Consider the following 13,384-nt stretch of genomic DNA (forward strand, 5'->3'; position numbering starts at 1 on the left):
GCATTTTAACTTTCTAAGCAAAAAGGGAGCTGCTGCGCAGCTAACTATTTAGTTAGTTGTGCAACAGCCCCTTTTTAAATTTTATAAACAGATAGTCTTTACTTAGCAATTTTCTAAAGACTCTTAAAAATTAGCCACCAATATATTTATTTCTTATTTGTTCCAGGTCAGCCTTCTTTAAGTCATCAACAACTTCAATTACTCCAAGTACGCCATTATCCTTAAGTATTGCATAGCCGCCAGCTTTTTTAGGGCTAAACTCTACAACGTTTATTCCTTTTTGGGCAGTAAAGGTAGTAATCTGGCTTCCTGTTGAGGCATCCACAATTTGGTACTTACCTTCAGCATTATCAAAAGCGCTTAAATCGAAAGTTAGCTTAGTGCTTGCACTGTTGCCAGTTACAATTATTAGTGGCTGAAGTTCATAGCCTTTTCCTTTAAATGTAGCACTCTGGTATTTTCCAGCTGCCAGCGCCTTGTTTACTAGCACATCTGTTGGAACCTTTGTAATATCGCTTCCATAAATGCTAGGTTGACTAGGAGCTCCAGAAGCTGAACCATCATCAGTTACAGGACCTGCGCAACAGCTTGGGCCTGTGCTTGGTGGTGGTATTGAAGGATCGGATTTTGATGTATCAACTGAATCAAGCTTATCTGTTACCTTTATTACTCCTCTTATCATACCCATCCAGCAGCTAAAGTTTATATCTTTATCACCTGGAGTAAATTCAACAACATTTTCACCTTTTTTTAATTTCACTTCTTTATTCAGTGAAGGTATTGTTATAGTTTGGTTACAGGAATTAAGCTCGTCGCCATTAATTACCCATTTTACGGGTATTCCCTTTTGGACATAAAATGCATTAGGCGAATATCCATTATTATTAGCAGTCATTGTTATTGTTTGAAGGTTATCGTTAATAGTGGCTTTAGATATATTTGAATTGTTGCTCCCACTACTAGATGTCCCTGTTACTATGTCTTTTGTTTTAGCGAGTACATTCAAAGGGTTAGTATCTATGCCTGCCAATGCGAGACCTCTACTTCCCATAATTAATCCGAGAACTATAATAAGAACACCGCTGGTTTTAAGAATTTTCTTAGTATATCCCTTGCTTAATAATCCAGATAATGCACCAAAGGTAAGCATAAGAGGCACTGTTCCTATAGAAAACATAAACATTGAAAGAGCACCCTTTACAGCACTTCCTGTGCCAAGAGCAAAAAGCTGCATGGTCTGGAGTGGACCACAGGGCATAAGGCCATTTAAAAGACCAACGATAAAAGGAGAACCTTTTTTATTTTTAACCTTGCATACAGAATGAGGAAGATGTATTTGGAATTTTCTAAAGGCTTTGAAGCCAGCCATATTAAAGCCCATCATAATCATAAATACTCCAGCAAATATTTCCATACCTGCTTTTGCATGTATGGAAAGTGAAAGTACTGAACCCAGAACTCCAACTATTCCACCAAGTAAAGTGTAAGAAACAACTCTTCCAAGGTTATATGAAATAGCGGGCATTATTGCTTCAACCTTATTGGTTCCTTCTTTTGATAAACTCTGGGATAGCATTATACCGCCGCACATACCTACGCAATGTAGTGAAGTAAGTAAACCTACTACAAAAAGAACAGCATAGGAAGCATTGGTAAGCTTTGATTCCATATCAAAACCACTTGTCTTCAGCCCTAAGATCACCATTGCAGCAACTATAATAAGAACTCCCATGAATTTATAATCATTTGAACTCTTTGCGCTGTATCCGGCTTTTTGTATAGAAGCTTTTAAGGCTGCATTGCTGCAGAGTTTATCGTCATATTCTACTTCAACAAATTCTCCAGCATAACTAGCCTTTGCGTCAATTACTCCTTCCAATTTTTTGATAGCTCTTTCAACACGGTTTTCGCAAGATGTACAGGTCATTTCGTAGACTTTTATTTTCTCTTTTTTAACACTCATAAGTTTTCTCCTTTTAATGATTTTAAAGGTAAAGAAGTATTAATCCTTAAGCGATAATAAAAAATCAGCTGATATATAATAAGTAAGTACCATAAGGTTAAAGTTTAATACTGAATTTTTATTACAAATAAAAGTATACAAAAAAGTTGTGTTGATTTTATGAAGATAAGTTAGACTAGCTCATCTTGATTAAGAAAATGTTATTGTACTGATATATTAGGAAACTCAATAGTAAATGTGGTACCTTCATTAACTTTACTAGCTACATAGATTTTACCTCCATGCGCCTCAATAAAGGCTTTTGTTATTGTAAGACCAATGCCAGAACCTCCTGTGTTTTTATTTCGAGATAAATCGGTTCTATAGAAGCGTTCAAAGATATAAGGTATATCTTTTTCAGGTATGCCTATACCATTATCAATTACTTTAATTATAATATTTTGTTTATCTTTCATTAATATTACGTGAACTTTACCATTAGGTTTTAGGTATTTATAGGAATTTAAAAGCAGGTTATTCATAATTTGCTTGAATTTATCCTTATCTATTATTGCTATTATTGCTGGTTCTATATCACTTGTTAGTTCGTAGTTTTCTTTAAGGTAAAGAGGCTTATAGGTATCTAAAATTTTCGATAATTCATCTGATAAATCAATTTTGCTATTGTTTAAATTAATATTGGTTTGTTCCAGTTTTGCTAGGCTCTGAAGGTTATCTACCATTTTTGTCAGTCTTTCAATCTCTTCGTAAAAAGTCTCAAAACGTTCAGTAGTAGGCTCCCATATGCCGTCTATAAATGCTTCTACATGTGTTTTTAATGTAGTTAGCGGAGTTCTAAGTTCATGTGCCATATCTGCGGTTAATCTTTTTCTCAGCATTTCCTGACTATTCAAAGTTTCTGCTAAGTAGTTTATAGAATTAGAAAGTTCATGTATTTCTTTAGTAGTTGTATTTATATTTGCTCTTACTTTAAGGTCTCCAGTACTCATCTTATTTGCAGTTTCAGTTATTTTAGCAAGAGGTCTTGAAAGCTGTCTTGAAATAATTACGCTAATAATAAATCCGAAAAATAAAGCTGTAATTGCCGATAAAATAAAAGAGTGATTAAGGGTACTTAAAAAAGTAACCGAAGCAGAAGACAAATAGGAGGTTCCAAAGTAACCTATTATTATAGTTCCTATTTCTTTATTATTAACTATTAGTGGGAATTTATCTTCAGCATATTCTCCTATATTAATTCCAGAAAAGCCATTCATCATACCACTCATCATATTTCCCATCATGCTGCTGTGCTGTAAATATGAATTGCCGGAGGAATATAAGGTATTATTATTTAAATCGTTAACCTCTATATATAATTCTTGAAGCTCGGCATATCTTTGGATTTCGCCTGTATTTATACTTGAAGAATTTTGTTCAGTACTATATAATTCAGTAACAATTTTTACAGCATTACTAACTTTTGTTTTTTGCTGATCTACTAAGAATTTTTTAAATTCGTTTCCTACTGCATAATTTGATATAAAGCTTGCTAAAATAATTGATCCTAAAACTGCAGCAAGAAAGCCTAGGGATAATTTTTTCATCAAAGATAATTTCATTTTTTCTCCTTTCGTGGAAACACTGGGCAGCACTGACCTTAAGCCTCAGGTGAGTTTGAAATGAATTTATATCCAATTCCGTAAACTGTAATTATATATTTTGGATCCTTAGGATTATCTTCTATTTTTTGTCGTATATTTTTAATATATGTGTCAACTGTTCTATCAAAGCCTTCATAATCAATACCGAAGGCTTTTTCCACTAGTTGTTCTCTCGATAACAATTGACCTGGGTTAGTAAGTAATGATGTTAAAACTTTAAATTCATTTGTTGTTAAGTTTACCGTTTCACCTTTCTTTTTCACTTGCATCTTTTTAATATCTATTTCTAAATCACCATTATTAAAGATTAAAATATCAGCCATAGGGGCAGCATCTCTGTATGTTCTTCTAAGCAGGGCTCTAACTCTTACTACAAGCTCTCGTACACTGAAGGGTTTGGTTAAGTAGTCATCCGCACCTATAGATATTCCGTCTATTTTATTTTCTTCATCTGTTTTTGCAGTTAGCATAATTATAGGAACACTGGAGATAGCTCTAATTCTGGTGCATACTTCTTCCCCTGTCACTTTAGGAAGCATTAAATCTAAAACTATAAGTTGTATAGTTTCATTGTTAAATATTCGAATGGCAGCTTCTCCATCCATAGCTGTAACTACTTCAAATCCTTCTTTTTCAAGATAGGCTTTAACCACATTTAATATGTTTTGTTCGTCATCAACAACTAATATTTTAAATGGCTTATTCATATATTTCACCTCAAAACCTTTATAATGCAATTATAATTTATAGCTATAAAAAAAACTAGGGAGCTAGCTCTCTAGTTATTCTGTGAAAGAATTGTTTTTCGTCTTAAGTATTCTTCTTCGCTTATTTCACCTTTAGCGAATTTTTCATCAAGTATTCTCATACTAGCATTAGATTTATTAGAATACTTCTTATATAATTTAACAGCCAGTATTATTAGTCCGATAAATATTAATAATCTAAAACCCGCAGCTAAGAACATCCATCCATAACCTATGGAGCCTGAAGGACCAAAACCATATCCTCCAAATCTTCCAAAACCACCACAAAACATAATCAAATCCTCCTTATTTGTGATTAAATTAAATTATTTTCTATGTAATTATTATAATTATAAATTGTGAAGCAATTATGAAGAAATTAAGATTATTATTTTTAGCAAAATTATTATTTCTTTATAATCGCAGGGCACATGAACCTAGCTTCTAGCTCTAAAAAGGAAATTAAAGTTAACCTCAGCACTATAATGTTAATACTATGTAGTATAGCAATTAAGGGGGGTTACTTATGGTTAATGGTATACCAATTTATGTAAATCAAGATTTGGTGTTGGACTTGACAGCATTAATGTTTGGGGGATTTGAAGAAAGTAGAGATGTTAGGAATCGTGACATGATAGAATTTCACCTTAGAAAAAAGAATGAGGATAGAACTGTGGCAGAAGAAAGAGATGTTGTTATCAATAATCATCATTTAGGAAAATTTCATGGTGAAATAGAATTGTTAAAGGACGTTAATTCGACATTTATTTTTACGGATTTCTCTAGATTTAATAACGTTAGAGCAATGCTGCTTGAAAAGAATATGATTAATCAAATAATAGAGGAAGATATTTTGGATAGTAATATAAAGTGTTGTGAATATGTGGAATTTACTGCAAATATGACAACAACATCACTTTTGTCATCGATTAATACATTGATAGGGGTAATAGAGTCCTACGATATTAAAATGTTAGATAACTTAATGAGGATAAAGGTATCTGGTATAACTAATATAACATTTATATTAAATCAATTAAAATTTTTAAGTAGTTCTTTAAGTATGAATAATACTACCGATATAGTACTTAATACAAATTCTTCTAATATAGTATTAACTGTAGATTTAAATGATTTTTCAAATAAAAATGCTTACGTATATGATTTGGCACATTCAGAATTAAGGGTTCTGGGAAAGGTTTCAAGAATTGTAGATGAAAATAATTATTTTGATTTACTAAGAAAAACGGCTACAAGCGATTACTATAATAGATTTCTGGAATCTTTAGCCCCTTACTTAGAGGTACTAAATATTAATGGGATATTGGTGCCAGATAAATTTACTACGAAGGTAAATGGACCAGGGCTTAACGTTATACCTATTGCCATATATGTTTAAAGGACCAGTAAGCTGGTTCTTTTTGGTGCCTAGGAAACCTCTGAATTTCTATTGTGATATAATAATTATACACAATATGCATTCAGGAGGCTTTCAATTATGATGGGGAAGAAAAGAGGCCAGATAGATGGCTTCATCAAATAAATGCATAGAAACTGTTTGCTACATTACTTTTGCATTAAGTTATTTTTTTATCACATACTATAAGGAAGTCTATTAAGAGGATGTGTTAAGTTGGTAACTGAAAATAAACATAAAACAACAAATAAATTAATTAATGAGAAATCACCATATTTACTTCAACATGCCCATAACCCAGTAGATTGGTACCCTTGGGGAGAAGAAGCGTTTTCTAGGGCGGTCTCAGAGGATAAACCTATATTTCTGAGCATTGGTTACAGTACTTGTCATTGGTGTCATGTAATGGAAAGGGAATCCTTTGAAGATGGCGAAGTTGCAGAAGTTTTGAACAAATATTTTATTTCAATAAAAGTAGATAAGGAAGAAAGACCTGACATTGACAGTATATATATGTCAGTATGTCAGACTTTAACTGGAAGCGGCGGCTGGCCTATGTCAATCATTATGACTTCAGATAAGAAGCCTTTCTATGCTGGTACATACTTTCCTAAAACAAGTAAGTACGGTCGACCAGGGCTTATGGATGTTTTATATTCTGTAGAGGAGGCATGGAGAACTAGAAAAGATGATTTAATTAACTCCAGTAAAACTATTGTTGATGCTGTTGCTAAATCAGAATATATAAAGAATAAAGAAAAGCTTAGCGAAGATACTCTTAAGAAGTGCTATAGAGAACTAAGAAGTAGTTTCGATCCTTCATTTGGTGGTTTTGGAGATTCACCCAAGTTCCCAATTCCTCATAATCTTTTATATTTACTTAGATACAACTACATTTTTGGCGAAAAGGAGTCGCTTGAAATAGTAGAGAGAACCTTAGAAAGTATGTATAAGGGTGGTATATTTGACCATATTGGCTTTGGCTTTTCAAGATACTCAGTGGATAGAAAATGGCTAGTGCCACATTTTGAAAAGATGCTTTATGATAATGCACTTCTTGCTATGGCTTATATGGAAACTTTTAATGCTACAAAAAAGGAATTTTATAAAGAAGCAGCGGAAAAAATATTTACCTATATTCTAAGAGATATGACTTCCCCAGAAGGTGGATTTTTTTCTGCAGAAGATGCAGATTCGGAGGGGATTGAAGGAAAATTCTATTTGTGGGATAAGAATGAAGTAATTAATATATTAGGATATGAGGATGGAAATCTTTTTTGTAAGTATTATAATATTACCTTAGACGGTAATTTTGAAAAGAAAAATATACCTAATTTGATTTACATGGACTTGCATGATATTGAAAATGATAAAATATTGAAAAACAAACTTGAAAATCTAAGAGCCAAATTGTTTGAAGAAAGAGAAAAAAGGATTCATCCGCATAAAGATGATAAAATACTAACTTCTTGGAATGGGCTTTTGATTGCAGCACTTTCTTATGGAGGAAGGGTTATAAAAAATAATAACTATATAGAAGCGGCTATAAAAGCAGTTAAATTTATATTTAAAAACTCAGTAAGGGAAGATGGTCGGCTTCTGGCTAGATATAGAGATGGAGAAGCAGCATATTTAGGATATCTAGAGGATTATGCATTTTTAATTTGGGGACTTATTGAACTATATGAAAGCACGTTTGAAACTGAATATTTAAGTAAGGCATTAGAACTTAATAGTGAAATGTTAAGGCTATTTTCAGATGAGAAGGGCGGATTCTTCTTATACGGTGTTGATTCAGAAGAATTAATTATAAGGCCTAAGGAAATCTATGATGGTGCGCTGCCATCTGGAAATTCTGTAGCAGCTTATAATCTTATAAGACTAGCTAGAATTACTGGGGACAGCACATTAGAAGAAGAAGCACAAAAGGTGTTTGATATTTTTGCTGGAACTATTACAAACAATCCAAGCAGTTATTCATTAGCTCTTATAGCTTTTATGTTTAATTTTAAAGATACAATGGAAATTATCATAGCCGGGGATAAGATCGGATTTGAAACCCAAAAGTATATTAATATTATTAATGAAAAATATTTACCCTTTTCTACCTTGTTATTAAATGATGAAATGGAGAAATCATTAGAAATATTTAGATCTTTAGAAGATAGAAAAATGCTTGATAATAAGACTACAGTTTATATCTGTCAAAATTTTACCTGCGGCATACCTATAAATGATGAACATGAGCTAAGTGATGTACTTTATAGGAATACTTAATATTGCATATTGACAGTATTAATTAATAATAATATAATATAGTGTAAATATTTATAATTAAATTCAGTGATGAGAAGAGTACTTTTTTTAGATTTCTTAAAGAGAGCAGGGCAATGGTGGAAGCCATGTAGAATATAAAAAAGGAAGAGAGCCTCTAAGAAGCTGCCTGAAGTTTAATTTATGTGTAGGGCGAGCCGTTGATTGCGTTAAAATTTCGAGTGGATATAAATTGTTTATATCAACTAGAGTGGTACCGCGGAAATGTCATACCCGTCTCTATATTTTTAGAGACGGGTTTTTTACATACAAAAATAAGAATGGAGAGGATTTTATGGACTACAAGAAATTAGTGGCAGAGAAAATAAAAGAGCAGGTTGATTTAGAACTAAGTACAATAGAAAAATTAATAGAGCTTCCCCCAAGACCTGATATGGGTGATTATGCTTTTCCATGTTTTCAACTTTCAAAAACAATGAGAAAAGCTCCTCATATGATTGCAGAGGAACTTAAGAATAAAATAGGTAAAGAGGGCTTTGAAAAGATAGACTGTCAAGGACCTTATTTAAATTTCTTTATGGATAAAGCTGCCTTTGTAAAGCAGATAATTGGAGAGGTACTTAAAGAAGATGAAGATTACGGTTCTTCAAAAATTGGGGAAGGGAAAAATGTAATTGTAGAATATTCATCACCTAATATAGCTAAGAATTTTCATATTGGACATCTTAGTACTACCGTTATAGGGAATTCCTTATATAGAATTCTAAATTTTGAAGGCTACAATTCAATTGGAATAAATCATCTAGGAGATTGGGGAACTCAATATGGAAGACTAATTACAGCTTATCATAGATGGGTTGATGAAGAAGCACTTCATGCTAATGCTATTCGTGAACTTGAAAGACTTTATGTTAAGTTCTATGAAGAAGCTGAAAAGGATCCGTCTTTAGAAGATATGGCAAGAAAGCATTTTAAAAATCTTGAAGATGGCTGTGAGGAAGAAGTTCATTTATGGAATGTATTTAAAGAACTAAGTTTAAAAGAATTTAATAGAGTTTATGAAATGTTAAATGTTCATTTTGACTCTTATGCTGGTGAAAGCTTTTACAGCGACAAAATGGATGCAGTTGTAGATGAGCTTCAGGAAAAGGGGCTATTAGTAGAAAGCAATGGTGCTAAGGTAGTTATGCTAGATAAATATAACATGCCGCCATGTATTATTAAAAAGTCTGACGGGGCAACTATTTATGCTACAAGAGATTTAGCCGCAGCCATGTATAGGAAGAAAACCTATGACTTTTATAAAAATATCTATGTAGTAGGAAGCTCACAGTCACTACATTTTAAGCAGGTATTTACTACCCTTAAACTAATGGGATATGATTGGGCTGATGATTGTAAACATGTTGGTTTTGGACTAGTTAAATTCTCAGAAGGTAAATTTTCCACTAGAAGCGGAAATGCAATATATTTAGAAGAATTGCTTAATGAATCAGTAGTAAAGGCCCTTGAAGTTATAAATGAGAAAAATCCAAATTTAGAAAACAAAGAAGAAGTTGCAAAGAAAATTGGTATAGGTTCAATTATATTTACTTATTTAAAGAACAACAAGGAGAAGGACATTATATTTGATTGGAAGGAAATGCTTAACTTTGAAGGCGAAACGGGTCCTTATGTACAATACACTTATGCTAGAGGCAGGAGTATTTTGAGAAAAGCTGTAGATATAACTGCTGAGGCAGATTACAGCAAAATGACTTCTACTGAAGAATTTGAATTAGTAAAAGAAATTTCAAGATTACAGGATGCTATACTATTGGCAATTGATAAACTTGAGCCTTCAATTATAACAAGACATGTTATTGAAATTGCTAAAGCCTTTAATAAATTTTATAATTCTCACAGTATCTTAAATGCAGCAGATGCTGGACTCAAAAAAGCAAGATTAAATTTAGTTGAAGCTACCTGTCAAGTAATTAAAAATGGTTTATGGTTAATTGGACTTGATGTAGTTGAAAAGATGTAATATAAGCTCCATAGAGTAAAACTAATAACTCTATGGAGTTTCCTATTTAAAAATGTGCTATTTTAGTATATAATCTTTTTGTAGCTTAAGAAAGTAATTGGAGGAAGTAATGTATATTAGAGAGTACACCGATAACATAAAGATTGAAGCAGATATTATTGAAAAATATAATATGCATAATATTGCATATTTTGATATTGAAACAACGGGATTTGAAAAGGATAAGGACTATATCATACTTATATCCTTAGGATATTACAATGATGAAGGAAAGTTTAATATTAAACAGTATTTCGCTGAAGAACTTATTGATGAAGCAGAAATTTTATATGCCTTCGCTAAGGATATAGTTAAGTTTAATAGATGGTGTTCCTATAATGGGGTAGCTTTTGATGAGCCATTCATAGCTAGGAGAATGGGAAAAAATAATATTCACTGCAGCCTTCCAAATGAACATATAGACTTATATAGAATAATTAGACCTTATTACAAACAATTAGGTATGGAAAGGTGCAACCTTAAAACTGTAGAAAAATATTTAGGGGTTAATAGGGAAGATCAAATAGATGGCGGAATGAGTGTGGAACTATATTATCAATATTTAGAAACTAAAGAAGACGAGTTAAAAGATATTATAATGCTGCACAATTATGAAGATGTATTAAATTTACCTTTGATCTTTAAAATTATTTATAAGGTTGAAAATAATACCTCTATAATTAGAGAAGACAGCATAACTGAGAAACAGCTTAAGTTTTTAAAAAGCCTAATTAAAAAGAATAATATTGAAGTATCTTTTGAAGTAGAAAGAGTATCAAAAAAAGCAGCATCTAAAATCATAGACGCCATTTTAAAAGGCAATATAAATAGCAGAGAAATAAGTAATATGGTAAGCAGCAGCTATTAAAAGAAAAAAGTAGATAAATTTATCTACTTTTTTTCTTTATGCATCATATATTTTGGACAGCTCTTAGAACAGCTACCGCAGTTACATTCTCCTGAGGTGCTCTTTTTTAAGTTCTTATAGAATATGAAAACAGCTATAGCTATTACTAGCACTGTAAAAATTATTTCAACTGTCATAAGATCACTCTCCCATAAATATTATTTCTTTAGTAATTTATTTAATAAATAGATTTATATTAATTTAATAATAATATTTCCAAGATTATAAACAAGAAAAGATACTATCCAAGCTAATACCAGCTGGTAAGTTACAGAAAATGCTGCCATTTTACCGCCATATTCTTTTTTCATAGTTGCTATTAAAGATATACATGGTGTATAAAGTAGAACAAAAACTAAAAAGCTATAAGCTGAAAGTGGTGTAAACACAGTTGGTAATACTGAAGATAAATTACTGCCATATATTACACCCATGGTTCCAACAACAACTTCTTTAGCCATAATACCTGCAATTAATGCCACGGAATTTTGCCAGGAGGCAAAGCCTAAAGGTATGAATATAGGACTTACTGCCCTGCCGATATAAGACAAAAAGCTATTATTAATATCTGTGAAACCAGTAAAGTTAAAATTAGATAGAAGCCATACAATTATAGAGATTGAAAAAATAATTGTTCCGGCTTTCTTTAAAAAGCCTTTACCTTTTTCCCATGTATGCATTATTAAGCCTTTTGCTTCTGGAAGCTTGTATTCAGGGAGCTCTATTATAAATGGCTCGTCGTCCTTTTTAAATATGGTATTTTTAAATAATATTCCTATTATAAAGGCTATTATTACCCCTAATGCATAAAGGGATGCAACCACAAGGGATTCACGACCCTTAAAGAAGGCTGCAGCAAAAACCAAGTAAACAGGTAATCTTGCGTTACAAGACATAAGTGGTACAAGTAGTGCTGCAAGTTTTCTATCCTTTTCGCTTTCGAGTGTTCTAGCAGACATTACACCTGGCACTGAACAACCAAAACCTATAATTAGTGGTATAAATGCCTTACCTGAAAGCCCCATCTTTCTTATTATTCTATCCATAATAAAAGCTACTCTTGCCATGTAACCACTGTCTTCTAAAAAGGAAATACAAAAGAATAGTAACATAATAACAGGAAGAAATACTATTACTGAACCTACACCACCGATTATTCCGTCAATAATTAATGACTTAAACCAGCTGCTGCTGCCTTTTAAGAGAGCATCCACAGTTGGGACAAAATAACCATTTAATAAGGTTTGCAAAAAATCCGCTAAAGGCTTTCCGGCCCAGGTAAATGTAACTTGAAATATAAAAAATAAAATAATTGCTAAAATAGGATAAGCTAAATATTTGTTTATTAATACTTTATCGATTTTTTCAGTAGTAGTAAGCCCCACCATGTTTCTATTACTAATGCAGTCCCTCAATACATTTTCTATATATGAATAGGTTTCCTTTTCGTTTTGAAATTGATAATTATTATCAATAGGAAGACTTAAAAAATCAGAACTTTTTAGAAGTTCCTTCAACTTATTTATGCCTTTTCCTTTAGAAGCTATAATTGGTATAATTGTAACACCGAGTCCTTCTGCTAGTTTGTCAAAATCAATATCAATTCCTTTAGCTTCAGCAGCGTCAAGCATATTTAAAACTAAAACAATAGGTATGTTAAATTCTTTAAGCTGCATTGTAAGGTACAAGTTTCTATTTAAGCTAGAGGCATCAACTATGTTTATGATTAAATTTACATTTCCAGTTTGTAAAAATTCCTTAGAAACCTTTTCTTCATTTGAGTAGGTGTCCATTGCATATATTCCAGGTAAGTCCACAATCTTAATGTCCTTCTCTAAATAACCCTCTTTTTTTTCTACTGTGACACCAGCCCAATTTCCTACATGTTGATTTGAACCAGTTAGATAATTAAATAGAGTGGTTTTACCTACATTTGGGTTTCCAAGTAATGCTGCAATTTTCATAGGTCAGCCTCCTTTATTTTATGCTTGTTATTACAATGTTTCTTGCATCCTTCTTTCTAATAGCTAAGTCAAACCCTCTGAAATTTATTAATATGGGATCCCCAAGGGGAGCTGCAGCCTTTACTAATACTTCCGTCCCTTCAATTGCTCCTAAAGCAAGTAATCTTTTTGCTAGTTTCTCGTCACCAATAATATTGCTTACATAAGCTTTCTCACCAGGTCTTAGATCGTAAATGCTCATTATTACCACCTCGTACTGAAAATCATTCTCAAATAAATAATAACATGCTGTAGTCCTACTGTCAATAGTTTTGTTTGATTAGTCAATTAAAAATAATTGTTTTGCAGAAGCTGGATTTTTATTACTATAAATAACTATTATAATTGTTTAAAAATTTACAAGAT

11 protein-coding genes and 1 other annotated feature are annotated in these 13,384 nt (G+C 32.1%); of the genes, 4 read left to right on the forward strand and 7 right to left on the reverse strand.

Annotated features, from left to right (window positions below):
• Positions 1–130: 130 nt before the first annotated feature.
• The 4 genes from ACJDUG_RS12845 to ACJDUG_RS12860 all read right to left on the reverse strand — a co-directional run bounded on the left by ACJDUG_RS12845 (position 131) and on the right by ACJDUG_RS12860 (position 4,645).
• Positions 131–1,963: an urease accessory protein UreH domain-containing protein gene (locus ACJDUG_RS12845; RefSeq protein ID WP_406770284.1), complete on the reverse strand. Its 1,833-nt coding sequence runs from the start codon at positions 1,961–1,963 to the stop codon at positions 131–133.
• 200 nt (positions 1,964–2,163) lie between these two features.
• Entirely contained in the window at positions 2,164–3,564 is a 1,401-nt protein-coding gene (locus ACJDUG_RS12850; protein ID WP_406770285.1) for a sensor histidine kinase, read from the reverse strand.
• Positions 3,565–3,602: 38 nt separating this feature from the next.
• Positions 3,603–4,313: a response regulator transcription factor gene (locus ACJDUG_RS12855; protein WP_406770286.1), complete on the reverse strand. Its 711-nt coding sequence runs from the start codon at positions 4,311–4,313 to the stop codon at positions 3,603–3,605.
• A gap of 71 nt (positions 4,314–4,384) precedes the next feature.
• The gene (locus tag ACJDUG_RS12860; protein ID WP_406770287.1) at positions 4,385–4,645 is read right to left on the reverse strand and encodes an SHOCT domain-containing protein; all 261 of its coding nucleotides are present in this window, start codon (positions 4,643–4,645) and stop codon (positions 4,385–4,387) included.
• 233 nt (positions 4,646–4,878) lie between these two features.
• On the opposite strand from ACJDUG_RS12860, the gene ACJDUG_RS12865 reads away from it, so the two are divergent.
• The 4 genes from ACJDUG_RS12865 (at position 4,879) to ACJDUG_RS12880 (ending at position 10,976) form a co-directional block, all read left to right on the forward strand.
• Positions 4,879–5,751 (forward strand): DUF6414 family protein, encoded by an 873-nt coding sequence (locus ACJDUG_RS12865; protein WP_406770288.1) that lies wholly within the window; start codon positions 4,879–4,881, stop codon positions 5,749–5,751.
• 234 nt (positions 5,752–5,985) lie between these two features.
• Positions 5,986–8,046 carry a thioredoxin domain-containing protein gene (locus ACJDUG_RS12870; RefSeq protein ID WP_406770289.1) on the forward strand — a complete coding sequence of 687 codons (2,061 nt, stop codon included), beginning with the start codon at positions 5,986–5,988 and terminating at the stop codon, positions 8,044–8,046.
• Positions 8,047–8,103: 57 nt separating this feature from the next.
• Positions 8,104–8,327, forward strand: a binding site (T-box leader).
• Between the two features lie 50 nt (positions 8,328–8,377).
• Positions 8,378–10,069, forward strand: coding sequence for an arginine--tRNA ligase (gene argS, locus ACJDUG_RS12875; protein ID WP_406770290.1), 1,692 nt, complete (start codon positions 8,378–8,380; stop codon positions 10,067–10,069).
• A gap of 109 nt (positions 10,070–10,178) precedes the next feature.
• The gene (locus tag ACJDUG_RS12880) at positions 10,179–10,976 is read left to right on the forward strand and encodes a ribonuclease H-like domain-containing protein (protein WP_406770291.1); all 798 of its coding nucleotides are present in this window, start codon (positions 10,179–10,181) and stop codon (positions 10,974–10,976) included.
• A 23-nt stretch (positions 10,977–10,999) separates the two neighbouring features.
• Here ACJDUG_RS12880 and ACJDUG_RS12885 read toward each other — a convergent pair whose 3' ends face one another.
• The 3 genes from ACJDUG_RS12885 to ACJDUG_RS12895 are packed head-to-tail and all read right to left on the reverse strand — an operon-like array spanning position 11,000 to position 13,220.
• The gene (locus tag ACJDUG_RS12885) at positions 11,000–11,152 is read right to left on the reverse strand and encodes a FeoB-associated Cys-rich membrane protein (RefSeq protein WP_406770292.1); all 153 of its coding nucleotides are present in this window, start codon (positions 11,150–11,152) and stop codon (positions 11,000–11,002) included.
• A 54-nt stretch (positions 11,153–11,206) separates the two neighbouring features.
• On the reverse strand, positions 11,207–12,979 hold the full coding sequence (gene feoB / locus ACJDUG_RS12890) for a ferrous iron transport protein B (RefSeq protein WP_406770293.1): 1,773 nt from the start codon (positions 12,977–12,979) through the stop codon (positions 11,207–11,209).
• Positions 12,980–12,992: 13 nt separating this feature from the next.
• The gene (locus ACJDUG_RS12895; protein ID WP_406766496.1) at positions 12,993–13,220 is read right to left on the reverse strand and encodes a FeoA family protein; all 228 of its coding nucleotides are present in this window, start codon (positions 13,218–13,220) and stop codon (positions 12,993–12,995) included.
• Positions 13,221–13,384 lie beyond the last annotated feature (164 nt).

Origin of the sequence: Candidatus Clostridium stratigraminis (genome assembly GCF_045310675.1) — a bacterium.
GTDB classification, from domain to species: Bacteria; Bacillota; Clostridia; order Clostridiales; family Clostridiaceae; genus Clostridium_AT; species Clostridium_AT stratigraminis.

Excerpts from the sequence above, each read along its gene's own strand:
- ACJDUG_RS12845 (WP_406770284.1), bottom strand. The coding sequence starts at position 1,963 with ATGAGTGTTAAAAAAGAGAAAATAAAAGTCTACGAAATGACCTGTACA.
- ACJDUG_RS12850 (WP_406770285.1), bottom strand. The coding sequence starts at position 3,564 with ATGAAATTATCTTTGATGAAAAAATTATCCCTAGGCTTTCTTGCTGCA.
- ACJDUG_RS12855 (WP_406770286.1), bottom strand. The coding sequence starts at position 4,313 with ATGAATAAGCCATTTAAAATATTAGTTGTTGATGACGAACAAAACATA.
- ACJDUG_RS12860 (WP_406770287.1), bottom strand. The coding sequence starts at position 4,645 with ATGTTTTGTGGTGGTTTTGGAAGATTTGGAGGATATGGTTTTGGTCCT.
- ACJDUG_RS12865 (WP_406770288.1), top strand. The coding sequence starts at position 4,879 with ATGGTTAATGGTATACCAATTTATGTAAATCAAGATTTGGTGTTGGAC.
- argS (WP_406770290.1), top strand. The coding sequence starts at position 8,378 with ATGGACTACAAGAAATTAGTGGCAGAGAAAATAAAAGAGCAGGTTGAT.
- ACJDUG_RS12880 (WP_406770291.1), top strand. The coding sequence starts at position 10,179 with ATGTATATTAGAGAGTACACCGATAACATAAAGATTGAAGCAGATATT.
- ACJDUG_RS12885 (WP_406770292.1), bottom strand. The coding sequence starts at position 11,152 with ATGACAGTTGAAATAATTTTTACAGTGCTAGTAATAGCTATAGCTGTT.
- feoB (WP_406770293.1), bottom strand. The coding sequence starts at position 12,979 with ATGAAAATTGCAGCATTACTTGGAAACCCAAATGTAGGTAAAACCACT.
- ACJDUG_RS12895 (WP_406766496.1), bottom strand. The coding sequence starts at position 13,220 with ATGAGCATTTACGATCTAAGACCTGGTGAGAAAGCTTATGTAAGCAAT.